Origin of the sequence: Lacinutrix iliipiscaria (assembly GCF_042686125.1) — a bacterium.
In the GTDB taxonomy this organism is placed as follows: domain Bacteria; phylum Bacteroidota; class Bacteroidia; order Flavobacteriales; family Flavobacteriaceae; genus Oceanihabitans; species Oceanihabitans iliipiscarium.
In genome coordinates this window covers 397747-424138 of the sequence record NZ_JBHUOV010000002.1, presented here as the reverse complement: position 1 = coordinate 424138, position 26392 = coordinate 397747, and the positions used below count along the sequence as shown (strand labels likewise).

Here is a 26392-nt window from a genome sequence, read left to right as displayed (position 1 = left end):
GTTGATGAAAAGCCAAGAAAAAGCAGAAAATAAAATCTATTTAAATATAGATCATCTAAACAAAGGAGAATACGAATTAAAGATTTTATTGAACAATAAAGTCGTGAAATCAGTAAAAATTATAAAAACCAATAAATCAACAATATTATGAAAACAATTAGTAGAATAGTTATCACTTTTTTAACATTATTAGCAATATCATGTAGTAGCGACAGTTCTGATGATGGACAATCTGGAGGGCCTGGTGGACAAGATGCACACACGTATAGTTTAGCTTTTACAGGAGGAGATGTTGATGGAGATACATTCACAGGAAGTAAACCCAACAATGAAATACTTGCCGTAAGAATAGATGGGACTATTGATGAGCCAGATGTTATTTTATTGACTATTGCAGAAGAAGCTCAAGCCAATAATTTTAATGTAGGTTTTCAGATAAAAATGAATGGGGATACTCCTGTTTCATTTAACGAAAATGGCGATGCTAACGATTCACAAATGGTATTGACTTACGATGATTATACCTTAAACGCTACTTCTGGTTCGATGACAATTACAGGCATGGGTGAGGTTGTTTATCAAGATGTTGTATTGCCTTATTTTGAACTAGAATTTACAGCTGAAATGCAAGGGGTGAGCTCTTCTAATTCATTTGTAACTCAGGTCTCAGGAACTATAATAGTAAAACGTAAAAATTAAATAATATGAAAACTAAATTAGTCGTCCTGTTGACGTGTTTATCAATAGTTACAAGTATTGCCCAAAACAGTATCAATTACAAAGCCTTAATAAAAGATGATCTTGGTAACGTGGTTGTTAACCAAACAGTAGATGTACAATTTAGTATTTTAGAAGGCGCTACAATCGTCTATCAAGAAACCCATACCCCAACAACTGATAACAATGGTATAATAGTTCTTAATATTGGAGAAGGTACAACAACTGACGTGTTTGAAGATATTTCGTGGGGTGATGATGAACATTGGCTTAATGTGCAGGTAGATACTGGATCTGGTTTAATAGATATGGGAACTACGCAATTTATGGCTGTGCCATATGCGTTATCTTCCGGCGATAATTATTGGTCTAAAACAGGAAATGAAATATACACAACCAATACTAGTGTTGGAATTAATAGAGTGAATCCAGAGCACACGCTTGATGTTAGGTCTAATACTCAAACTGAACCTGCAGGATTCAATCTTTCTAATAGTGATAAGTCACGAAATTTAAGGCTTTTTAGTGGAAGTGATACCTTTCCAGATCCTTCTATGACTTGGGTTCCAGGGAATAGCTTGCTGTTTGCAACATACGATGACAATACTTCTGCATTCGAAGAATTAATGCACATATCACCATCAGGTAATGTGGGTATTGGTGTAGATGATCCGCAGGCAAGACTCGATATTCTTGGTGGAGACTGGAATTTGGATGCTGGTAATCCCGGAGATTTGAGAATTGGAAATGAGACTTCTAATTTCCGCATTGGAGTTGCAACTGGTGGAGGTGGAGCCGGAATTACTAGAATGTACAGTCAAGGCAACAGTCTTCATCTTGGGACGAATAATCGACCAAGTCTCACTATAGGTCAAAATGAGAACGTAGGAATAGGAACGACTACACCCAATACTAAATTGCAAATTTCAGGTGGAAGTGATGCGAGTAACAGTAACGGCTCGGGATATTTAGTTTTAGGGAATGAGTCTGGAGCGAACTTGGTGTTTGATAATAATGAAATAATTGCACGAAATAATACAGATTCGTCAGTTTTATATATGCAACAAACAGGTGGTTCTACGAGTTTTGGAGGTGATGTTTCAGTTTCTGGTGTTGCCACGACTCCATCAATGTATATTACCAATATTGAAGCTGCTAGTAGTAAAGTGTTGGTTACGAGAGAATATACTGAGGCAAAATATTCTAAAAGAACTAAAGAAATTGTGATCCCAAGTGTTGCATTTCAACCTAGTAGCAATTATCACCCTGTGCCCAGACCATTAGCCGGAGGACCGGATCTTCCCGCCACTAATCGTTACCAAATTCTAGATAATGGTTTGCTATATACAGTTTATGACACTGCCGACTATATGGCGCCTTTGACGCTACCCGTGGGTACCACTGTTAATCAAATAAGCGCTTTTTTATATGATAATGAACCTACAAATCTTCAATTTTCATTAACTGCTACCAGACTAACAAATAATATAAAAACTCCAATTTTCACTTTATACACAGATAATTCGAACTCAAATCAAACATTGACGCATTCCACGCCTTTAACAATTTTATCTGATTACATGTACTTTTTTACAATCACTACAGTGTCGGGAACGGACTGGGAAGATCAAGCCATTAAGGGAATTAAAGTAATTTATACAGAATAAGTTCATTTAAACATATAAAGTAATAATTAAAACGTATAGAATTATGAAAGTAATATTTTCAATGGTCATTTTACTTCTATCGTCTTTTGGGTTCGCTCAAGACGGCATTAACTACAAATCTATTATTAAAGATAACTTAGGTAACGTCATAGCTAATCAAACTGTAGATGTGCAGTTTACAATATTACAAGGCGTAGCACAAACGAATGTGTATCAAGAAACACATTCGCCAACTACAGATGTTAATGGCTTATTGGTAGTCAATATAGGTGAAGGCACAACAAGTGATGTCTTTACAGATATTAGTTGGGGCGATGACGATCATTTTTTAAATGTTCAAATTGATACAGGATCTGGTTTAACGGATATGGGAACGACTCAATTTATGGTAGTACCTTATGCTTTGCATGCGAAAAATGTCTCTGGACTTGAAGCTTTAGATGAAGGGAATGGTGTTGGCTATCGTTTAAAAGACTCCAATCCCGTTTATTATGGTAATATAGGAGATAGAGCTGTTGATTTAAGTTATGGAGGTGATACAGGTTATGATGCTGGTCAAGGTGCTGTTGGAACAGGTTCTGTAGCTATGGGACAATATACAACGGCCAATGTTGGTTCTGTAGCCATGGGATATGGATCTTCAGCAACAGGGCAGTATGCAACGGCTATGGGAAGCAATACCATTGCTTCAGGACCATTTTCGGTTGCTATGGGTGAAGCATCAACAGCATCGGGAATTTCAGCTACAGCAATGGGCTATAATACAGAAGCATCAGGACAAACCGCTACAGCTATGGGCTTGGAAACCGAAGCATCAGGAGAAAACAGTACCGCTTTAGGAAATGCCACAAATGCTATTGGCGAAAATTCATTGGCAGCAGGCGAACTTACACTGGCTATAGGTAAAACATCAACAGCCATAGGAAATGGCATCAATGCCAATGGATTGCTCACAACAGCCATTGGTCGATTTAATACAGGAGGAGGTGACCCAACAACTTGGGTAGACACTGATCCGCTTTTCGAAATTGGTAATGGAGCTAGCTTTGGAGCTAAAAGTAATGCTTTAACAGTTCTAAAAAACGGAACTATAACAGCTCCAAGTTTCGATATATCAGAAATTACAGATAATAAGGCGTTAATTACCAAAGAGTATGCAGATGCTAACTACACAGGAGGAGGAGGGGCTTCAACAGGACTTGAAGCTCTTGATGAAGGTAATGGTAGAGGATGGCGATTGATTGGAAGGGATCCAGCTAATTATGGCAACATTGGCTTCAATGCTGTTGATTTTAGTTATGGTTTAACGGATAATTATTATGGAGCACTTGGTCAATTAAGTTTTTCTAGCGGTTATTTAACAAGAGCTTTAGGTGAAAGTTCTTTTTCCGCTGGATCATCCACTTCTGCTTTAGGGTATTCATCTTTTGCTGCAAATTCTTCAACTGAAGCTAACGGAAATAGTTCTTCAGCCTTTGGTTTCTTTACGCAGTCTGATGCATATGCATCGTTTGCAATTGGAGGTAATAATATTGGAGGAGGATCTATAGACAACTGGGTTGAAACAGATCCTTTATTTGAAATAGGAAATAGTAACCAAGATGGTGTGCAAAATAGGAGTAACGCATTAACAGTTTTAAAAAACGGTACTATCACTGCGCCAAGTTTTGATATGTCTGAAATTACAGATAATAAAGCACTAATTACTAAAGAGTACCTTGAGGCCAATGGTGCTTCTGGTCTTGAGGCTATAGATGAAGGCAATGGAATAGGGTGGAGATTAAAAGGTAGTAATCCTGATTTTTATGGAAATATTGGGTTAGGAGCCATTGATTTTTCTAGAAGTTCTGGAAACTCTTCTTCATATGGAGCATTGGGTTTATATTCTTTTGCTACAGGCTTAAATTCTTCAGCATCAGGAACTAACGCTATTGCTTTGGGGCGAAACACTAGATCTATTGGATCTCGTTCTGTAGCTATAGGACAAAATGCTACTTCATCAGGAATAGAATCTATTGCAATTGGAGCAAATGCAACAACAGATGCTTCCGGTCAAAGAGCCATCGCAATTGGAAATAATGTTTTAGCTAGTGGGAATAATTCTTTTGCTTCAGGATACTATACATCCGCTTCTGGAGAAAGTTCTACTTCTATGGGAAATCAAACTGAAGCTACTGGAGATAGCTCAATGGCTATGGGTGAACAAACTGTAGCATCGGGCTATGCCTCGACAGCGTTAGGTAATATTACTGTAGCTTCAGGGTTTAGTGCGACAGCTATGGGGTTTGAAACTATAGCCGATGATCAATTTTCAACAGTTGTAGGACGATTAAATGATAATACAACGACAACGAGTGCTTTATTTCAAATTGGAAATGGTACATCTGGAGGACGCTCTAATGCATTTACGGCATTAATGAATGGTCATATCGGTATCGGAACAGATAATCCAGGGACTTTGTTACATATAGAAGGGTTAAATAATGTAGGATTAGCATCTGGAACTGGCTTATTTATGGTTGGTTATGAAGTCGGAAATAACTTAGTATTTGATGGTAATGAGATTCAAGCTAGACTGAACGGAGCAGCAACTAATCTTCATCTTCAATATCATGGAGGTAATGTAGCAGTAGGCGGTACTCTAGTACATAGTTCAGACCGACGCCTAAAAAAAGACATTGAAGATTTAAATTATGGCTTAAACGAAATTTTAGCACTTTCTCCCAAAGCTTATAACTGGAAAAATAGAGAACAAGATTATAAATCTATGGGCTTAATAGCTCAAGAAGTTCAGAGTGTGATTAATGAAATTGTTCATATCGCTGATGACGAGAATAAAACCTTAAGTGTGAGTTATACCGAATTGATACCTGTATTAATTAATGCGATTCAAGAACAGCAACAAACTATTAACACATTGAAAAAAAACAATTCAGATAAAGACGAGGTCTTAGCAAACTTAAATGGGCGACTACAAAATATTGAGAAATTACTGAGCATAAATAAGTAGCACTTCTTTAATTGTCTGTATGTTTACAATAACAAAATTAAAATCAGATTGTAGTGTTAGTTGTAGTTTTAAAATTGATAGGCTAATTCAATTCATAATATCTTGTTGTCTTTGATTTTTTAATCTTATTTTTTTGTAAATTGTTGAGACCTAGATAGGTATAAGTTATTTATGAAAATCAATCCAACAGATTATGAAAACAAAACTCACACTATTTGTCATGCTATGTATTACGCTTACTACAGTTGCTCAACAGAGCATAAACTATAAAGCCGTTATAAAAGATGATTTAGGCAACGTGGTTACCAATCAAACTGTAGATTTACGGTTTGCTATTCTCCGAGGCGGAGCAATCCTTTACCGAGAAACACACTTGCCAGTAACAGACGATAATGGTATTGTTATTGTAAACATAGGAGAGGGCACACCAACAAGCGGAAATTTTGAAACTATAATCTGGAGAAACGACCCACTTAGTCTTCGTCTTCGTGTTCAGGTTGATATTGGCTCTGGGTTGATTGATATGGGAATCACAGAATTTAAAGCTGTGCCTTATGCATTAAATGTTACAGGCTTGGAAGCTTTAGATGAAGGCAATGGGATAGGTTGGCGTATTATAAGAGATAGAAATCCTAATAATTATGGTAATATTGGATTAGAAGCCATTGACTTAAGTTTTTCTGATATACCCTCAACAACCAGTGGCGCAATAGGGTTGAATTCAACGGCAATGGGACGTTATACAACCGCTTCTGGATTAAACTCAACGGCAATAGGACAAGATACAGAAGCATCTGGCTTTGTTTCAACAGCAATGGGGTATCATACTACAGCACCATCGTATATCGAAACGGTTGTAGGTAGTTATAATACGAGTTATATTCCAAATAATGTAGTAGATTGGGATGGTTCAGATCGATTATTTGTTATTGGTAACGGTTCTTCTTCTGGAAATAAAAGCAACGCATTAACTGTATTAAAAAATGGCAATATTGGTATGGGTACAGCCACACCAAATTATAAATTAGACGTTTCTGGTGCTACCAATATTAACGAAGGCGTAAGCTCAGGTATAGCTTTACGAGTTAATGGAGATGAAGCCCTTTGGTACAACGGTAACTATTTTAGTTGGGGTTATGGTACTGGTGCTGGCTATAATTTTTTTGCAACCAACGTTGGACTTGGGGTCTATAATCCAAATGTAAGATTAGATGTGGATGGTAATATAGAATATACAGGTACTATTACTGATGTTTCCGACAGGCGACTTAAAGAAAATATCAAACCTATTGAAAATGTTTTAGTGCAACTTCAGAGCATCACAGGTTATACCTACAACATGAAAAACGATGCCACAAAAAAACGTGAATTTGGTGTCGTAGCTCAAGACGTACAAGCAGTATTCCCAGAAATGGTAAGCATTATAGATAATGAAGATCATTTAGGCGTTAGCTATATACAACTCATCCCAGTCTTGTTAGAAGCCATCAAAAAACAGCAGGAGATTATAGATTCGCAAAACTCCAAAATTGATAGTTTATCTGCTGATCTAGAACAGAGAGATCAACAAGCAAAGGCCTTTGATGAAAGGTTACAGCTCATAGAAAAGAATCAACGCATTAATAATTAAACACCCAACTTTTATCTATTTATAACCAACTATATGCTATTTCGTACTAACCATACAATTAGAATTACTAGGTTTTTATTTTTCGTTATATTGTTGATTGATAATTTTTACCAACTAAAACCTCAAATCATGAAAAAAGTAATTTTCTTATTAGCGTTTTGCATAACAATAACAACTTTTGCCCAACAAGGCATTAATTACAAAGCCATTGTTAAAGATAACATAGGCAATGTGGTGGCAAACGACCTCATACAAGTACAGTTTTCTATTTTACAAGGTGTAGCACAAATCAATGTCTATCAAGAAACCCATACATTAACTACAGATGCCAACGGACTCATTATTGTAAATATCGGAGAAGGCACTACAAGTGATGTATTTGCAGATATCAATTGGGGAACAGACGATCACTTTTTGAATGTGCAAATAGACACTGGTGCAGGATTAACAGATATAGGCACCACGCAGTTTATGGCTGTGCCTTATGCTTTACAAGCTGAAAAAGCGGCAAATGTAAGTGGACTTGAAGCTTTAAATGAAGGGAATGGTGTTGGTTGGCGTTTAATAGGTAAAGATCCAATTTATTATGGAGATATAGGTGAAAATGCCGTAGATTTAAGTAATAGTGATAGTACTAATCCTAGCGTCGAATTTGGAGGAACAGGAATAGAATCTTTTGCTGTAGGGAGTAATACATCAGCTACTGGTAATGGATCAGTAGCAATGGGAAATCATACAGAAGCTTCTGGAGAAATTTCTACAGCTATGGGGGGTACAACAGAAGCTCAAGGAGATTTTTCTACAGCTATGGGGAAATTTACCCTTGCCTCAGAATTTTCTACAACAGCAATGGGAGAGAGTACATGGGCCGAAGGAATGAATTCAACAGCAATGGGATATTTATCACATGCAAAGGGACAGTTTTCTACAGCTATAGGAAATAATACTAAGGCTGAATCTTATATCTCAACAGCCATTGGAAGGTTTAATATAGGAGGAGGAAATTCTACAGGATGGATTACATCAGATCCTTTATTCGAGATAGGTAACGGAACAAGTGGTGGAAATAGAAGTAATGCATTAACGGTTTTAAAAAATGGGACCATTACTGCACCAAGTTTTGATTTAAATGAAATTACTGATGATAAAGCATTGATAACAAAGGAATACGCTGAAGCTAATTTTGATGATAGTTCTGGTCTTGAAGCTTTAAACGAAGGTAATGGCACTGGTTATCGAATTGCTGGAAGAAATCCAAGTTATTATGGAAGTATTGGAGAAAGTGCTGTCGATTTAAGTTTGAATGAAAGTAATTCAACAATACGTGGCGCAACCGGACAATATGCTACAGCTCTAGGACGAATTACAACAGCTTCAGGGAAAGATGCTCTTGCGACAGGTTATTTTACAACAGCTTCTGGAGAATATTCTACAACTCTAGGGACTTTTACAATCGCTTCAGGGGAATCTGCTACAGCTATAGGAACTCAATCAACCGCATCTGGAGAAGGTTCTACGTCCATTGGAGGTGGAACAATAGCATCTGGGAATTTTTCAGTTGCTATGGGTTTTGGTTCTAAAGCTGAAGGTCAGGATTCTTTTTCCATGGGATTTATAACGGAAGCTTCTGGAAATGAATCTACAGCTATTGGTTATCAATTAAAAGCAGAAGCTTTAATTTCTACAGCTATAGGAAGATATAATGTTGGAGGTGGAAATGCTACATCTTGGGTCTCAACTGATCCATTGTTTGAAATTGGTAACGGAACAAGTAATGCTAATAGAGCCAATGCATTAACCATTTTAAAAAATGGCAAAATAGGTGTTGCTAAAAGTTCAGGTATTAATGCCAAACTAGATATCGATCATGCCAGTTCGCAAACCTCGCCTCAAATAAATATTAGGGAAACCTCTGGTACCTTTGCACGTCTTAATTTTTCTAATACAAATAGTTCAGACTATTGGGCCATTGCTGGGAGTTTAGATGGTAATACAATAACAGATCGTATTAATTTTTACCATTCAGATGTTGGCGATATTTTCACTATTGAAGGTGATGGCGATATTAAAGTAAACGGAAGTGTAGTCCACAGTAGCGATCGCAGATTAAAAAATGATATTGAAACGATTCCTTATGGTTTAGATGCTGTTTTACAATTACAACCAAAAGCTTACCACTGGAAAGCAAAACCAGACCAAGAGAATAAATCTTTAGGTCTAATCGCTCAAGAGGTGCAAACTGTTATTAAAGGAATTGTGCATACTGCAGATGATGAGAACAAAACCTTAAGTGTAAGTTATACCGAGTTGATTCCTGTATTGATTAAAGCTATACAAGAGCAGCAAGAGATTATAGATTCACAGCAAAAATTATTGGATAGTGAAAAACAAAAAAACATAGAGCAGGAAAATCAATTTCAAACCTTATTAAAACGCGTGGAACGTTTAGAGAATGACACATCCCAATAAATGTGACAATAATGATATGTTTTGTTACATATGTTATATAGAAGTTTTAAAAAATAAAAGAAATTTGATGAAAGCTAAAACAATAACTTAACGCAAAAGATATTTTATTGATTAAAAAAGTTATTACCATTCATACAAGGAAATAGACCAACAATACATTCTTTTATGAATTTCTAGCAAGAAACAACTACATTTAGTTGCTAATCAATATATTAAATTATGAAAAACATTACTACAGTATTTCTCGTTTTATTTATTTCATTTACAAGTTTTGCTCAAAATGGCATTAATTACAAAGCTGTTGTAAAAGACAATAGTGGTAATGTTATTGCAAACGACCTTATTGTTGTTGAGTTTACAATTCATTCTACCAGCGCAGTAGGACCTACTGTGTACCAAGAATCTCATACACCTAATACAGATGATAACGGACTTATTATAATTAATATAGGAGAAGGAAATCCTTTAAGTGGTGTTTTTAATGATATTGATTGGGCTGCAAATCTCCATTTTTTAAATGTGCAGATTAATACAGGAGACGGATTGCAAGATATGGGAACTACAGAATTTAAAGCCGTCCCTTATGCACTCTCTGCACCAGATACCTCTAAATGGGAGGATAACGGAAATGGAATTCACCGATTAAATGGTAATGTTGGTATAGGTACTGCTAATCCAGCAAGAAAATTACATGTTATAAGTGATGACCAAACAATTACGACATATTTCCAAAACAATTATGCTGGTAGTGGTTCTAAATATGGGATATATAATTATACCACATCCGATGGAACAGGAACTAGATATGGTTTGTATAATAATGTGAGTTCCAATGATGCTACGTCTCCAACTTACGGGATATATAATACATTAAGCACAGCTGGAGCTTCAGGTAATATGTACGGTGTTTACTCTTATATCTCAGCTAGTGGTACAGGAAATCATTATGCACTATATGGGTATGCCAGTGGTCCCGGTAACTATGGCATATATGCATACAATAACGATGAGCAGGGATATGCCGCATATTTTAATGGAAGAACTCAAATTTCCGATCGACTTATGATTGGAACTGATTCACACGGACGAACAGGACTTAATGTGAATCAAAAAGATCTTTACGTTAGAAATGCAGATACTACCACTGTAAGAACAAGATATTCTGGAGCAGGAACCGGTGGAGAAACGGAATATTATATGAATAGTGGATTTAGAACACTTGAATTGCAAGCTTCAGAAACAGCCAGTACAGGCTCACAAATACAAATGTATAAGGCCGATGGTTCATTGGGAATATCTTTAGATGCCGATTTTTTAGGTCTTGGAAGAGTGATAACTCAAGAAATTGAAGTTACAGGAGCTGATTTGGCCGAGTTTTATGCGGTTTCTAATGCTTCACAAGCAAAACCTGGCATGATCCTTTGTTTAGATCCAAATAAGCCTGGCGAGATGATGGTGTCTAATCAACCTTATGATAAAAAAGTAGCAGGTATTATTAGTGGCGCTAATGGCATACGGCCAGCAATTTTAATGGGAGGAGAAATGACTTCAGACGAAAGTGCTTTAAGCCAAGAGAATAGATATGCAACTAGCGATGGTAAACATCCATTAGCCTTAACAGGTAAAGTTTATGTGTATGCTGATGCATCTAATGGAAGTATTGAAGTTGGAGATTTGCTTACGTCCTCTACAACTCCTGGTTATGCCATGAAAGTAACGGAGTATTCTAGAGCACAAGGAGCCATAGTTGGAAAGGCAATGTCGTCTTTACCATCTGGACAAGGTTTTGTCTTGGTATTAGTCAATCTTCAGTAGATATTTTAGCTATTTAAATCATAATTTGATTGCAATTAATTAATTAGTAAAGTAACATTTAATTTTATAAGTATATTTGATTAATAAAATTAGAATTGCTTTTATAAAGAATCATAAAAACAAGTAGTATCATGAAAACAATCTCTGCAATTTTATGCCTTTTGGTGCCTTTTTTAGGAATGACTCAAACCATCGAAAAATTCAGTATCGATAGTGGAGGTGCCAGTGCCACAGCTGGAGGTATAGAAATTCTCTACACCATAGGCGAAGTGAATGTCCAAGAATTAAGTGCAGGAAACATTCAAGTTTCTGAAGGCTTTATTAATGGAAGTATGAAGATAAAAATAGACCCTAAGCTCTTCTTACAAGGGCCAATATTAAATCCAACGTCTGCAGGACTCATGAATGATGATTTAAGACAAAATACTTTAATTCCAACGACAAGCCCTTATGCTGATGCAGCAGTTTGTAATGCCTCAGTTTTTAATGTCACAGGAAACAATGCTATTGTAGATTGGGTTTGGGTAGAGTTACGTGCTGCCAATGATAATACAAAACTAATTAATGGGAAATCGGCTTTACTTCAACGTGATGGAGATGTGGTTGGATTAGATGGCGTTTCAGAAGTGGTTATGTTAGCAGCTCCTACCAGTTATTACGTAGTAGTTAAACATCGTAACCATTTAGGAGCAATGAGTGCTTCAACAATAACGCTAAACGAGTCAACTTCTACTGAAGTCGATTTTAGAAATAGTGGTTTTTCAACTTTTGGAAGCCATGCACAAGTTGTTTTAGGCTCTGGTGATACAGCTTTATGGTCTGGTGATACTAACTTGAGTAATCAGATAAAATTTTCTGGTGCTGGAAACGGATCAAATACCATAAAAGACTATATTTTATCAGATCCTTTAAACGGATTTAACTCCGTTACATTTTCGTCTTCAGGTTATTTAAATACAGATTTAAATTTAAATGGCCTAGCGAAGTTTTCTGGAGCAGGTAATGACAGTAATATTATAAAAGACAATGTTTTGATGCATCCATCAAATGGGTTTAATTCACCTACATTTACTATAAATACAACAGTCCCAGAACTAGATTAGTTGCTTTTGTTTTTATGATTTGTAAATTGAAATAGTCGTCTAATATTAATCCATGTTTTGGGATTAGTAATTTATTATAAAAAGGTGAAATATTCTTAAAATGAATTAAAGCTTTAATGAAAGAAAATTGTTTTAAAAACGGAATAAAATTTTTGAACGAACCAAAAGCAAAACCATGAAATTAAACTTAATAAAGAAAACTACCGTTTTGGTAATAATCCTTTTGGTCTTTAATTGTAAAAATGAGAAGAAGACAGAATCTATTGAAGAAGTTATAGTTGAAGATGTTGTAAAGACTCCTTCTAATGTTATTGATGTGCTAACTAGAAGCATGGAATTTCAATCGGTTGATACTATTCCATCTGGTTGGAATACAATAAAATATGAAAACCTTTCTAATGAGACTCATTTTATTTTACTCGATAAATATCCTGAAGGTAAAACCGTTGAGAATACTATAAGTGATGTCGCTCCTGTTTTTGCTGAGGGCATGGATTTAATTAATATTGGGAAGGCAGAAGAGGGGTTTGCAGCTTTTGGTAAGTTGCCTGAATGGTTTTTTAGTGTGGTATATAGTGGTGGTACAGGATTGATTGCTCCAAAACACACTGCTATTTCAACGGTTAAATTAGATCCTGGTTATTATATTATGGAATGTTATGTGAAAATGCCTAACGGTAAGTTTCATACACTCATGGGAATGGCGAAACCAATTATTGTAACCGAAGCAGATAGTGGTAATACACCACCTGAAGCTACTGTAAATATAACCTTATCAGGTGAAGAAGGAATCTCTTATGACAAAGGTATTACTAAAGGAAAACATATTTTTTCTGTGTATGTAAAAGACCAAAAACCGCATGAAAATTTTATATGGCATGATGTTAATTTAGTAAAACTTGAAGATTATGCAAGTGAAGAAGAATTAGAGGCCTGGATGGATTGGTCTGACCCAAAAGGCTTAGTTACTCCTGTTCCTAATGGCGTGACATTTTTAGGAGGTGTAAATGATATGGTTGCTGGTAATACAGGTTATTTTTATGCCGATTTAAAACCTGGTAAATATGCCTTTATTTCTGAAGTGCCAAAAACTAAAAGCAAAGGCTTGTTTAAGGTCTTTGATGTCGTAGAATAATGAGCCATGAGGTTGTTTAAGTTTAAATGGCCTAGCTAAGTTTTCTGGAGGAGGTAATGACAGTAATATTATAAAAGTCAATGTTTTGCATCCATCAAATGGGTTTAATTCATCAATATTAACTATAAATACAACAGTCCCTGAACAAAATTAACAGATACTAATTTGAAAAAAATCATAATACTCATAAATTTTAAAAAAATGAAAAAACTTTACAATTTTTTACTTTTAGCTTTCATCTCTTGCTATGGCTTTGCTCAAAGCTACGACTTAGGGATTATTCATATCACGAATTACGATTTTAAAATCGTAGCAATTCCGGATTTTGATTCTGCTGGCAATACAGATATCTCTGATGTAGGTTTTACTTTAGTACTGCCTGCTGGCAATGTTGATGTTATTAATCCTGTCGGGTTACTTACCGCAAGACCTTGGACTACCAATGAATATGACGCTGCCTTTTTAACGGGTCTAGGACTTGGAGATGGGACAAAAGATGTCTTTCAATTTAATATGCCTCCAGGTCAAAGTATTTTAGCACATACGACTGGTCAACAAATAGACTTAGTTAGCTTTTCTATTTCGAATACACCAACCAGTGATCAAATGTATTTTCTATTAAATAGCGATCCTATTGCCTTAGGAGCTGGAAATGTATTAGATAGTTTTTACAACTCTAATATTGATGAAACAACAACTCAAGATTATTTCTCTGCTCCAGCAGCTGGACTCGATAGTTTTATGTTTTCTACGCTTACTGTAGAAGATCATGTTTTGAGTAACACGTCTATTTCAGTATATCCTAATCCAACGTCTCATTATATAAATATTGATACAGCACTTGAAATAAGTAGTGTAGAAATTTTTGATATACTAGGTAAAAAAGTGTTAACGACGAAAAACACAAGAATTGATGTAAGCCATTTTCAAAAAGGATTATATCTAATGAACATATTCACCAAAAAAGGGAAACTCACTAAAAAAATAGTGATAGAATAATATTAAAAATGCTATTAATTGAGGTTAAGGGAGGTAATATAAATGCGTATTATTTCCCTTTAATTTTTTAATAGTTTACATACTCCACAATTTCTAAGCCATAACCAATCATACCAACGCGTTTAGTTTGTTCTGTGTTAGAAATAAGTTTTAGTTTATGAATATTTAAATCATGTAGTATTTGAGCGCCAATTCCAAAATCTTTATTGTCCATTTTAATTCGAGGTGCTTTTACCACTTCATTTGGCTTCTGAGAGGCTTTTAATGTTTGGAGTCTGTTCAATAAATTCATAGAACTGGATTCTTGATTAATGAAAATGATAGCGCCTTTGCCTTCTTCATTAATAACACGAAACATGTCATCTAGTTTTTGATCTGCATTATTTGTTAATGTGCCAAGAATGTCATTGTTAATTAATGTAGAGTTCACACGAGTCAAAATAGATTCAGAAGGACTCCAGTCACCTTTAGTTAATGCTATATGTATCTGATTGTTAGTTGTTTGTTGGTATGCTCTTAAACGATAACTTCCAAATCTGGTTTTAATGTTAAAGTCTTCTTTTTTCTCAATCAATGAATCATGAAGCATTCTATAAGCTACTAAATCTTCAATAGAAACTATTTTTAAATCAAACTTTTTAGCTACACTATAAAGTTCTGGTAAACGTGCCATTGTGCCATCTTCATTCATGATTTCAACAATCACACCAGCAGGTTTTAATCCTGCTAATCGTGCAAAATCAATTGCAGCTTCTGTATGTCCAGTTCGCCTTAAGACACCACCTTCTTTGGCAACTAACGGAAAAATATGTCCAGGACGAGCTAATTCAAAAGGTTTTGTATCATCATCAACTAGTGCTTTAACAGTTAATGCTCTGTCATTTGCAGAAATTCCAGTGGTTACACCATGACCTCTTAAATCAACAGAAACCGTAAACGCAGTTTCCATAGGATCTGTGTTATTGTTAACCATCATATGAAGTTCTAGTGCTTTACAACGTTTTTCTGTCAGAGGTGTGCAAATAAGTCCGCGACCATGAGTCGCCATGAAATTAATCATTTGTGGCGTTACCATTTCAGCAGCAGCAACAAAATCGCCTTCATTTTCTCTATCTTCATCATCAACAACAATAATAACCTTTCCATTCTTAATGTCATTTATAGCATCTTCAATGGAATCTAATTTGAAAGTTGAAATTGAGTTTGTTTTAGTATTTGTCATCATAACGCAAAGATATTGCTTATTTTATGTGTTAGAAAAGTCTTCATTAATTTTATTTCGTCTAACATAATGTGATAACGGATAAAACAAGAACCCAAAAAGATAATAGCCTATTTTTTTAGAATTGGTTTTCTCTTGAATAAAGGTGTACAGAGTGTTGGTGTTTAATAACGATTTCACGTAATAAAATAAAAATAAAACAATTGAAACTACAGATAATTGTATTGCAGCTGATGCAAAATTAGGAAGATTATTGTTTTTAAATACAAAGAATAGAATAAATAGAATTAATCCTGTTATGTAGAAAATCAATGCTGTTTTAGAATAAAAAGAATACGCTTTTAAAAGCAGATTAACTTGAGCCTTATCTTCTTCTTTAACAAGATTTTCTTTTATTTTTTTAGTTGAAGCCGCTTTTGCATCTGATTTAATTTTTAGTACTTTTTTAATCGGTTCTAAAATGTGATCAAACTCAAATAAACCTCTATCTGCTGTAGCTCTCTTTGTGAGATATACACCCAAAGGTAACATTATAAGTGTCGAAAACCAGGAAGCAAAAACAGGATTTAAACTGCCTTCTTTTGCACTATTAAGGGCAAAAATACCAATAAAGTGATAGGTTAAAAACAAGAGTATTGCAATAACCATTGGCAGTCCAATACCTCCTTTTCTAATTAATGCGCCTAGTGGAGCACCAACAAAAAATAGAATGATACACGCAATACCTAAGGCAAATTTTTCATGCAATGCAATAATATGTCTGTTGTAGTTACTGTTTTTATTCTTGAAAGAGTTATTCTTAGTCGAAATAATTTGTTGGGTACTATTTGCAGTATTTATAGCTAAATCTAAAAGTTGAATTTTCTTTCTGTCATCAAATAAGTCTAAGATTACACCTTTATAGATTGAATCATTAGTTTTAGGTTTTAGACCACTGTTAAGCTGACCTACATACGTTCTATCGTATAAGTTTGTTGAGAATTCGTCATATTCTTTTTGTTTTTCAACTGTAAGAGAATCTATAGTGTAGTTTAACGCGCTAATATTAAGCATGCTATGCTTATTTGAAATATTTTTATCGTCTAAGTCAACATCATTCTCTTCAGATAAATCGACGTTAATGGTATATTTTTTAAATATACTTTTAACCATTGGGTGTTTTTCGCGCTCTTTGTATTCTTTTGGAGGTGTATCATCATAAAAATAACCATCGTGAAGAATGAATTTCAAGACATTTGAATCTTTATTTCCAATTAATTCTCCAGTTTTTGAAATTATAGTTCTATGATTTCCTCTTGACTTTTTATTTTTTTCATGAATGACAACACCAGTAAGATATTGACCTTTATCTCCACTTTTTTCTTCAACTTTAATATTATAGTTGCCAGCTTCATTAAATTGTCCTGCCACAATAGCCATTGCAGGTTTTAATTTTTTGATGTTATTTCTTAAGTTATATGAATTGTATTCTCCCCAAGGAATCACATTATTACTAAAAAAAAAAGTGGTGATGCCAAGAATACCAATAAAAACACTAAGTCCAGCCATAGCACGTTGTAATGAAATTCCTGTCGATTTCATTGCAGCAAACTCATAGTTTTCGGCAAAATTACCAAAGACCATTATAGAGGATAATAGTATTGTTAGTGGAAGGACTAACGGAATTAATTTTGGAGAGTAGTATAGCAAAAATTTAAATACCACAATAAGGTCTAAATCTTTTCCAGCCAGCTCTTTAATAAATAGCCAAATCGTTTGTAAAACAAAAATCAGCATGAGTATTACAAACACGCTGATAAAAGTTTTGAGGTAAGTGTTTAATATGTATCGATCTAATATTTTCACACGTTGTGCAAGTTAACCTAATCTAGTTTTTCGATGTAGTAGTTCTTATACTTACTTTCATCAAAGGTAAATAAGGTTTTTGATAAAGGTTCATTTGTTTTAAAAGAATTAACAGTTAATGTGGTTTTTGTGCCATTCTTACCTGTTTCTATTAAATTATAAATGTGTTTCGTTTGAGCATCAATCCCAAGAAGTACACTTTTAATTTCAGAATTAGAATCAATAGGAACTAATTTTACATATTGAATTTTTCTCCCTTGAACATTTTGAATGATATCCATTTCATAAGTAAAACCATCTTCATAAAAGGATAACATTTTACTTGGCGTTATACTGCCTTCTTCTTCCATGTTTTCTGAAGAAATAGTGACTTGTTCATCTTCTGGACTAATGCTGTATAAAGTCTTTCCGTTGTAAATCCTTGTCATACCAAGAATATTAAGGCGATACTTTTCTCCTTCCATGACCACATCACCACGTGTTTCTTGTTTGATGTTTTCTGCTGAGTTATGAAGTACGTATTTAAAATCTATTGAGATGTTGTCATAGCTCTTTACTTTATCTGAAACTTCATTTAACAACATTTTTGCTTCATTTTGAGCACTACTATTGAAACTTATTAAGAGGGCAAATAAGAATATTAATCTTTTCATTTTTAAATATTTTACTATGTTATAGACTTTCGTTAGATAATAACTGATCAAGAGCCACTAAATCTGGAACCAAAACCTGTCTGGCTTTACTACCTTCAAAACCACCGACAATGCCTGCAGCTTCTAACTGGTCAATTAAGCGTCCTGCTCGATTATAACCTAATTTTAATTTACGTTGTAATAGCGAAGCAGAGCCTTGTTGAGCTGTAACAATAATTTCGGCAGCTTCTCGAAATAGTTTATCTCTATCTTCTATATTGTTATCAAGACTTGTGCCACTTTCTTCACCAACGTATTCAGGAAGCAAGTGTGCATCTGGATAGGCCTTTTGCGCACCAATAAAATCAACAATTTTTTCAACTTCTGGTGTGTCTACAAAAGCACATTGAATACGTACAACTTCATTGCCTTGTGTGTAAAGCATGTCTCCACGGCCAATAAGCTGATCTGCTCCAGAATTATCTAAAATCGTTCGTGAATCTATTTTACTAGTTACTCTAAAAGCAATACGTGCAGGGAAATTAGCTTTAATAATTCCTGTAATAACATTAACAGAAGGCCTTTGAGTTGCAATAATTAAGTGAATCCCAATAGCACGTGCTAATTGTGCTAAACGCGCAATAGGCGTTTCTACTTCTTTGCCTGCAGTCATAATTAAATCAGCAAACTCATCAACTACTAAAACGATATATGGTAAAAATTGGTGACCATCATTCGGATTTAATTTACGTGCTTTAAATTTTGCGTTATATTCAGCTATATTTCTACATAAAGCATTTTTAAGCAACTCATAACGATTATCCATTTCAATACATAATGAGTTTAATGTATTGATTACTTTGGTATTGTCGGTAATAATTGCATCTTCACTATCTGGCAGTTTAGCTAAATAATGACGCTCAATTTTGTTGAATAAAGTCAGTTCTACTTTTTTAGGATCAACCAACACAAATTTTACTTCTGCAGGGTGTTTTTTATAGAGTAGGGAAGTCAGAACAGCATTTAATCCTACAGATTTTCCTTGTCCTGTTGCTCCAGCCATAAGCATATGAGGCATTTTAGCTAAATCGACTACAAAGGTTTCATTACTAATCGTTTTTCCAAAAGCAATTGGTAATTGCATTTCAGACTTTTGAAATTTCTGAGAAGCAATCACAGAGCGCATCGATACAATTGTCGAATTTTTATTTGGAACTTCTATACCAATAGTTCCTTTTCCTGGAATTGGCGCAATAATACGAATCCCTAAAGCTGAGAGGGATAACGCAATATCGTCTTCTAGATTTTTAATTTTAGAAATTCTAACGCCAGCTTCTGGCACAATTTCGTAGAGTGTTACTGTTGGACCAATGGTCGCCTTGATGCTCGCAATGCCAATTTTATAATTGTTTAAGGTTTCAACAATTCTATTTTTATTTTCCTCAAGTTCTTCTTGGTTAATTGTGATACCTTCGGTGTCGTATTTTTTTAATAAATCTAATGTTGGGAATTGATATTTGCCAAGTTCTAAAGTAGGGTCGAATTGCCCAAAATCTTCAACCAATTTATTGGCTAGATTATCAGTTTCAGAAATTTCTTCAGCCACTTGCTCAACTTCCATTTCAACTGCTGGTTCAAGTTCAGGTTCTTTTTTAGATACTTCTACTTTAAAATCTTTTTCTTCGTTGTTTGTTGCTGAAGTGTTATTGGTTGTTGTTGCGGTGTTTTCAAGAGACATTTCTAAAGCCGATTTAATCTCTTCTGCTTCAGCGGTTAAATCATTGTCTAGCGGAATAAATTCTTCTTTAAAATCTTCAATTTCTTCACTTAGCTCTTTTTTTGCCTTTTTGAATACTTTTCTAAAGCTTTCAACAGTCATTTTAAATCGCGTTGCTAAATAAGTGATTAATCCAAAAACGAGTAAAAGAATCACTCCAATCTTTCCAATATAATCTTGTAAAAAAGAATTAATTTCAAAACCTATTGTTCCACCTAATAAATCATTTTTATGTGCAAAAAAACCAAATAAAATAGAAAGCCAAATCACAATACAAGTTCCCCAGAACCAGTGTTTTCTTAGTTTGCTTTTCTTTAAGTTTAATAAGACATAAACACCAGAAAGAAATATAAGTCCAGAAAATATAAAAGACGCAACACCAAAACCACGTTGAATAAAGAAGTCACTTAACCATGCTCCAGATTTACTAAGCCAATTTTGAGTTTCTACGTTTCTACTCGTAAATTCTGAAAGCGTACTTTGATCTGCTTTTCCTGTAAAAAAGAAAGATAGAAAAGCAATAAAAAGTAATAATCCAAGGATAATTAATAAGCTTCCAAATACCAATTTTTGTTGGTTAGATAACTTAAAACTTGGAGCTTTAAATTTTGGCTTTTTTTTAGTTTTAATTTTAGTCTTCTTTTTCGCCATGCTTACTTTCCATGATAGTGGAAATCTTTAATTTCTAATATTGTTTTAGATAAGAAACAAAAATACAAATTACTAACGTTAATCCTAGAGCAAATTGTATATTAAAAAATCTTTGGAAAATATATAATACAACCTACTATTACTGCAGCAATTGCAAAAATAAAAACAGCTCCAGCTGCGAGGTCTTTTATGAGACCAATTTTAGAGTGATGTTCTGGGTGAATAAAATCTGCAACTTCTTCAATTGCAGTGTTTATTCCTTCAATCGCTATAATAAGTGCAATGCATAATATTTGAATAATCCATTCTGTAGACGAAAGCTTGAAATAAAAACCAAGTATGGTCATAATAAGCCCAATAACACACTGAATTTTTATGCTACTTTCAGTAGTTATTAATAAATAAGCACCTTTAAAAGCGTATTTTACACTTTTAAGTCTATTGACCAGAAAGGAGTCTTTTTTATTCATTATAAAGCTTCTAATGCTGCTTTGTAGTTGGGTTCATCTACAATTTCTGAGACCTGTTCGGTGTGCGAAATGATGCCTTTTTCGTCTATAACAATTACACAACGAGAATGTAAAGTCTCTAAAGGACCATTAACAAAGTTTAAGCCATAATCTTTTCCAAATTTTCCGTTTTTATAATCTGAAAGGTTGATTACATTTTCTAACCCTTCGGCACCACAAAAACGTGCTTGTGCAAAAGGTAAATCATGAGAAATACACAAAACTTTTGTATTGTTTAAACCACTAGCTTCTTTGTTGAAAGTTCTAACAGATTGAGCACAAGTTCCTGTGTCAATGCTTGGGAAAATATTTAAAACCACCTTGCTTCCTGAAAAATCCGAAAGCGATTTAGAGGATAAATCTACTGCTGTTAATGTGAAATCAGGAGCTTTTGTGCCAACTTTTGGTAATTCTCCTGAGGTTTGTATTGCGTCTCCGTGTAATGTTACTGTTGCCATATCTTTTATAATTATAAGTGATGTAAAAGTACGTGTTTTTATCTGTTTTTTGAAATATAAAAACGATTACTGTAATAGGCATTCTTTATTTTTATATAAAAATTATCAATTTTGATGATGACATTTAAAGTGGTAATTTTAAGGAATTATAAAACTTAATAAAAAAGAAAATCAATGGAACATAGTAAAAATGGTGATATGAATAAATGTCCATTTCTTAGTGGAACTCAAAAACAGACAGCTGGTCGTGGAACTAGTAACAGAGATTGGTGGCCTAATGAATTAAAATTAAATATTTTACGTCAAAATGCTGAAAAATCTAACCCAATGGGAGATGATTTTAATTATGCTGAAGCATTTAGTAGTGTTGATTTTAAAGCATTAAAGCAAGATGTCATTGATTTAATGACAGACTCTCAAGATTGGTGGCCAGCAGATTATGGTCATTATGGTGGATTTATGATTCGTATGGCTTGGCATAGTGCAGGAACATATAGAGTTGGAGATGGACGAGGAGGAGCTGGATCTGGGTCGCAACGTTTTGCGCCACTTAATAGTTGGCCTGATAATGGTAATCTAGATAAGGCACGTTTGTTATTATGGCCTGTCAAAAAGAAATACGGTAATAAAATTTCATGGGCAGATCTAATGATACTTGCAGGTAATTGCGCATTGGAATCTATGGGATTCTCCACTTTTGGATTTGCAGGTGGAAGAGAAGATGTTTGGGAACCTGAACAAGATATCTATTGGGGAAGTGAAACAGGATGGTTAGATAATGATGAGCGTTATGATACAAGTGATGGCGATCTAGAAGGCCATTTAGGAGCAGCGCACATGGGATTGATTTATGTAAATCCTGAAGGCCCAAACGGTGAACCTGATCCGTTAAAATCTGCACATGATATAAGAATAACTTTTGGTCGAATGGCAATGAATGATGAAGAAACAGTTGCTCTTGTTGCTGGTGGACATACCTTTGGAAAGGCTCATGGTGCTGCAGATCCTGATCAATTTGTTGGCGCTGAACCTCATGGAGCTCCTATTGAAGAAATGAGTACTGGTTGGAAAAATACCTTCGGAACTGGAGTGCTTGATGATACGATAACAAGTGGTTTGGAAGGTGCTTGGACACCACATCCTACACGTTGGGATAATGAGTATTTTGATGTATTATTAAATTATGATTGGGAATTAACTAAAAGCCCAGCAGGCGCACATCAATGGACACCAACCGCGGCTTCTAATGCTAGAATGGCACCTAAAGCTGGTGATGCAAATGCTAAACAAGCTTTAATGATGTCTACTGCAGATATGGCATTAAAAATGGATCCTGGTTTTTTAGAAATATCTAAACGTTTTCACAATGATCATAAAGCTTTTGAAGATGCATTTGCTCGTGCTTGGTATAAGTTAACCCATCGTGATATGGGTCCTGTGAGTAGATATTTAGGGCCAGAAGTCCCAAATGAAGAGCTTATTTGGCAAGATCCAATCCCAACAGTTAATTATACCTTAAGCGATTCTGATATTAAATCTTTAAAGGCTATGATTTTAGCTTCAGGGTTATCCGTTTCTGAATTGGTTAAAACAGCTTGGGCTTCTGCATCAACTTATAGAGATTCAGATAAACGTGGTGGTGCAAATGGAGGCCGTTTGCGATTAGAACCTCAAAGAAGTTGGGAGGTTAATAATCCTGAAGAATTAAATAAAGTATTAAAGGTATTAGAAGGTATTCAAGACCAATTCAATGGAACCGTTTCTATGGCAGATTTAATTGTGTTAGCAGGTTCAGCTGGTGTTGAAGAAGCGGCTAGAAATGCGGGTCATGATGTTCATGTGCCTTTTACTCAAGGTAGAGGTGATGCATCTCAAGAACAAACCGATTTAGAATCGTTTGGATACTTAGAGCCTTTGGCAGATGGCTTTAGAAATTACATGAATTCTAAACTAAAGGTTGCCGATGAAGATTTATTAGTAGATCGAGCAAATTTATTAACACTTTCTATTCCAGAAATGACTGTACTTATTGGAGGTTTGCGAGTTTTAGGGGCGAATTATAATGGTTCTAAAAATGGAGTGTTTACCGATAAAGTAGGAAGTTTAACAAACGACTTTTTTACTAATATTCTTGATTTTTCTATTACCTGGAAAGCTGCAACATCAGAAGAGAAAGAGTTTATTGGACGCGACCGTAAAACAGGAGCAATGAAATTCTCTGGAACTCGAGCCGATTTAATTTTTGGTTCTAATACTGAATTGAGAGCTGTGTGTGAGGTTTATGGTGCAAATGACGGACAAGATAAATTTGTAAAGGACTTTGTTTCTGCTTGGACAAAAGTGATGAATCTTGATCGCTTTGATTTAAAGTAGTTTTAAAAAATGTTAAATAAAAAAGCCAACACAAATTGTGTTGGCTTTTTTAATTTATAATACGTTTTTAGTTAACGTGCTTCTCTAAAAATTCAGCAACACCTTCACGATTGGCATGCATAGCAGCATCTCCTTTTTGCCAGTTAGCTGGACATACTTCACCGTTTTCTTGAACGTGTGTATAGGCATCAATTAAACGTAAAAATTCAGAAACATTTCTACCTAAAGGCATGTGGTTTATGCTTTCATGAAAAATTGTCCCTTCTTCATCTATTAAATAAGTCGCTCTATAAGTCACATTATCACCTTCTACGGTATAAAGCCCAGTGTCCTCATTAAATGTTTCATTCGTAATGTCTAATATACCTAAAGTAGAGGCTAGGTTTCTATTGCTATCAGCAACTAAAGGATAAGTAATACCTTGAATACCTCCATTGTTTTTTGGTGTATTCATCCATGCAAAGTGAACTTCAGGAGTATCGCAAGATGCACCAATTAATAACGTGTTTCTTTTTTCTAACTCAGCTTTAGCAGCTTCAAAAGCGTATAGTTCAGTTGGACAAACAAAAGTGAAGTCTTTTGGATACCAAAACAATAATACTTTTTTATTGTTTTTTTGTGCTTCTTCTAAAATATTAATCTTGTTGTTTTGACCAGTTTTATCAATTGAATCAACTATAAGGTTTGGGAATTTTTTTCCTACTAATGCCATACTTTAAATTTTTAAAATGTTGTAATTATAATTTTGTGCAAAAGTAGTGAACAACATAAGAATTTCATATAAAATAAATATGAAATTTTTATAGTATTATAACTGAAGATTATTGAGTTTTGAAATCTATTTTTTAACGATTTGTCTAATCTTAATATTTAAAGCTGCAAAGAATAAAGTGGTAAAAGGACTTAGCCAGTTAAAAATGGCATAAACAAAGTAATCTGCAACATTAACACCTAAAACACCAGACTGATAAGCACCACAGGTATTCCATGGGATAAGTACAGAAGTAACCGTTCCTGAATCTTCAAGGGTACGGCTTAAGTTTTCTGGAGCAAGCCCTTTATCTTCATAAGCTTTTTTAAACATTTTTCCAGGAATGACTAAAGCTAGATATTGATCACTAGCTATAGCATTTAATCCTAAACAGCTAATAACCGTACTTGCAAATAAACCAAAAACAGTTGTGGCTACAGAGAGTAATGCTTTTGTAATTCGAGCTAATGCACCAATAGCATCCATAATACCACCAAATACCATTGCACAGCAAATTAATAAGATGGTCCAAAGCATGCCTTTCATACCTCCAGCGCTGAATAAATCATTTAGCTTGTCATTATCGGTAGTAATTTGTGTATCAGTGAATATTGAATTGACAATAGCAGAAATGTTAGAGTCCGCTAAGTTGTTGAGTACATCTGATTGAAAAATTAAAGCAAAAATTGCTGCTAAAACGATACCAACACCTAAAGCTATTAATGGTTTTGTCTTTAGTAATATTAATGCAATAACGGCTAATGGGACTAGAAATAATAATGGGGAAATTTCAAATGTGCTATCTATACTTGCGAGTAAATTAGTAACATCAGCACTTCCCGTTGGATCGATATTCATGCTTATAATTGAAAATACAATTAAAGTAATGATAATTGTTGGTACTGTGGTAATCGTCATATAACGAATATGCGTAAATAAATCGGTTCCAGCCATTGCAGGAGCTAAGTTGGTTGTGTCGCTTAAAGGGGACATTTTATCACCAAAATAGGCGCCAGAAATTACAGCTCCAGCAATCATTCCAGGGTGAATACCTAGCGCACTTCCAATACCAATTAAAGCAATACCAACTGTTGCAGAGGTAGTCCAAGAGCTACCAGTTGCAATTGAAATAACAGCACAAATTATAACCGAAGCAGGTAAAAATATGGAAGGACTTAATACTTCTAATCCATAATAAACCATAGCAGGAATAACACCACTTACTAGCCAAGTACCAGCAAGTGCACCAACTAAAAGTAGAATTATAATAGGAACAGAAACGCTTTTTAGGTTTTCCCAAACTTCTTTCATCATGATAAGAGGAGATACTTTGTTTAGCATACCTCCAACAAGAGCCACAAAGCCTCCCATTAATAAAATAATTTGATTGGTATATGTGCCAAACCATTCTTGACCTTCAACAAAAAAGATATTATACGCTAGAAGTCCCATTAAGATTACAACAGGTACCATAGCTTCAAAAATATTAAGCTCTTTATTATCAATGATTTTTTGTTCTTGAATGTCTATTTTAGAAAGATTGTCGTCGTCTTGCATGTTTGTTTTTTTAGTCTTGTAATGTTACGATTTTCATCTAAAGTATGCAAATTGAATTCCTTGATGTATGTT

At 34.6% G+C, this 26392-nt stretch carries 18 protein-coding genes; 10 read left to right on the top strand and 8 right to left on the bottom strand.

The window, feature by feature from the left end; translation table 11 throughout:
- Positions 1–147 precede the first annotated feature (147 nt).
- The 9 genes from ACFS5M_RS08995 (at position 148) to ACFS5M_RS08955 (ending at position 14545) form a co-directional block, all read left to right on the top strand.
- Entirely contained in the window at positions 148–699 is a 552-nt protein-coding gene (locus ACFS5M_RS08995) for a hypothetical protein (protein WP_183488021.1), read from the top strand.
- Positions 700–704: 5 nt separating this feature from the next.
- Positions 705–2384, top strand: a complete 1680-nt coding sequence (locus tag ACFS5M_RS08990; RefSeq protein WP_183488020.1) for a hypothetical protein — start codon at positions 705–707, stop codon at positions 2382–2384.
- A gap of 43 nt (positions 2385–2427) precedes the next feature.
- Positions 2428–5394 carry a tail fiber domain-containing protein gene (locus ACFS5M_RS08985; protein ID WP_183488018.1) on the top strand — a complete coding sequence of 989 codons (2967 nt, stop codon included), beginning with the start codon at positions 2428–2430 and terminating at the stop codon, positions 5392–5394.
- A gap of 193 nt (positions 5395–5587) precedes the next feature.
- On the top strand, positions 5588–7024 hold the full coding sequence (locus ACFS5M_RS08980) for a tail fiber domain-containing protein (RefSeq protein WP_183488016.1): 1437 nt from the start codon (positions 5588–5590) through the stop codon (positions 7022–7024).
- 129 nt (positions 7025–7153) lie between these two features.
- Entirely contained in the window at positions 7154–9493 is a 2340-nt protein-coding gene (locus tag ACFS5M_RS08975; RefSeq protein ID WP_183488014.1) for a tail fiber domain-containing protein, read from the top strand.
- A gap of 219 nt (positions 9494–9712) precedes the next feature.
- The gene (locus ACFS5M_RS08970; protein WP_183488011.1) at positions 9713–11308 is read left to right on the top strand and encodes a hypothetical protein; all 1596 of its coding nucleotides are present in this window, start codon (positions 9713–9715) and stop codon (positions 11306–11308) included.
- Between the two features lie 131 nt (positions 11309–11439).
- Positions 11440–12411 (top strand): hemagglutinin protein, encoded by a 972-nt coding sequence (locus ACFS5M_RS08965; RefSeq protein ID WP_183488009.1) that lies wholly within the window; start codon positions 11440–11442, stop codon positions 12409–12411.
- A gap of 175 nt (positions 12412–12586) precedes the next feature.
- The gene (locus ACFS5M_RS08960) at positions 12587–13546 is read left to right on the top strand and encodes a hypothetical protein (RefSeq protein WP_183488007.1); all 960 of its coding nucleotides are present in this window, start codon (positions 12587–12589) and stop codon (positions 13544–13546) included.
- Positions 13547–13747: 201 nt separating this feature from the next.
- A complete protein-coding gene (locus ACFS5M_RS08955) occupies positions 13748–14545 on the top strand; it encodes a T9SS type A sorting domain-containing protein (RefSeq protein ID WP_183488005.1) in 798 nt (265 codons plus the stop codon).
- A gap of 67 nt (positions 14546–14612) precedes the next feature.
- Here the strand turns inward: ACFS5M_RS08955 and ribB are convergent, their stop codons facing one another.
- The 6 genes from ribB to tpx form a co-directional block, all read right to left on the bottom strand.
- Positions 14613–15770: a 3,4-dihydroxy-2-butanone-4-phosphate synthase gene (gene ribB / locus ACFS5M_RS08950; RefSeq protein WP_379898597.1), complete on the bottom strand. Its 1158-nt coding sequence runs from the start codon at positions 15768–15770 to the stop codon at positions 14613–14615.
- A 21-nt stretch (positions 15771–15791) separates the two neighbouring features.
- Positions 15792–17612 (bottom strand): LptF/LptG family permease, encoded by a 1821-nt coding sequence (locus ACFS5M_RS08945; protein ID WP_183488003.1) that lies wholly within the window; start codon positions 17610–17612, stop codon positions 15792–15794.
- Between the two features lie 17 nt (positions 17613–17629).
- On the bottom strand, positions 17630–18265 hold the full coding sequence (locus tag ACFS5M_RS08940) for a LolA family protein (protein ID WP_183488001.1): 636 nt from the start codon (positions 18263–18265) through the stop codon (positions 17630–17632).
- A gap of 19 nt (positions 18266–18284) precedes the next feature.
- Positions 18285–20672 carry an FtsK/SpoIIIE family DNA translocase gene (locus tag ACFS5M_RS08935; RefSeq protein WP_183488000.1) on the bottom strand — a complete coding sequence of 796 codons (2388 nt, stop codon included), beginning with the start codon at positions 20670–20672 and terminating at the stop codon, positions 18285–18287.
- A gap of 101 nt (positions 20673–20773) precedes the next feature.
- Entirely contained in the window at positions 20774–21142 is a 369-nt protein-coding gene (locus tag ACFS5M_RS08930; RefSeq protein ID WP_183487998.1) for a diacylglycerol kinase, read from the bottom strand.
- Complete coding sequence (tpx, locus tag ACFS5M_RS08925; RefSeq protein WP_183487997.1) at positions 21142–21639, bottom strand: thiol peroxidase; 498 nt, start codon at positions 21637–21639, stop codon at positions 21142–21144. Before tpx ends, ACFS5M_RS08930 begins: the two co-directional genes overlap by 1 nt.
- A gap of 174 nt (positions 21640–21813) precedes the next feature.
- Between tpx and katG the strand changes: the two genes are divergently transcribed.
- Entirely contained in the window at positions 21814–24012 is a 2199-nt protein-coding gene (katG, locus tag ACFS5M_RS08920; RefSeq protein ID WP_183487996.1) for a catalase/peroxidase HPI, read from the top strand.
- Positions 24013–24079: 67 nt separating this feature from the next.
- Here the strand turns inward: katG and ACFS5M_RS08915 are convergent, their stop codons facing one another.
- Together ACFS5M_RS08915 and nhaC are read right to left on the bottom strand one after the other, a co-directional pair.
- Complete coding sequence (locus ACFS5M_RS08915) at positions 24080–24724, bottom strand: peroxiredoxin (RefSeq protein WP_183487995.1); 645 nt, start codon at positions 24722–24724, stop codon at positions 24080–24082.
- 126 nt (positions 24725–24850) lie between these two features.
- Positions 24851–26320, bottom strand: coding sequence for a Na+/H+ antiporter NhaC (nhaC, locus tag ACFS5M_RS08910; RefSeq protein ID WP_183487994.1), 1470 nt, complete (start codon positions 26318–26320; stop codon positions 24851–24853).
- Positions 26321–26392: the final 72 nt, after the last annotated feature.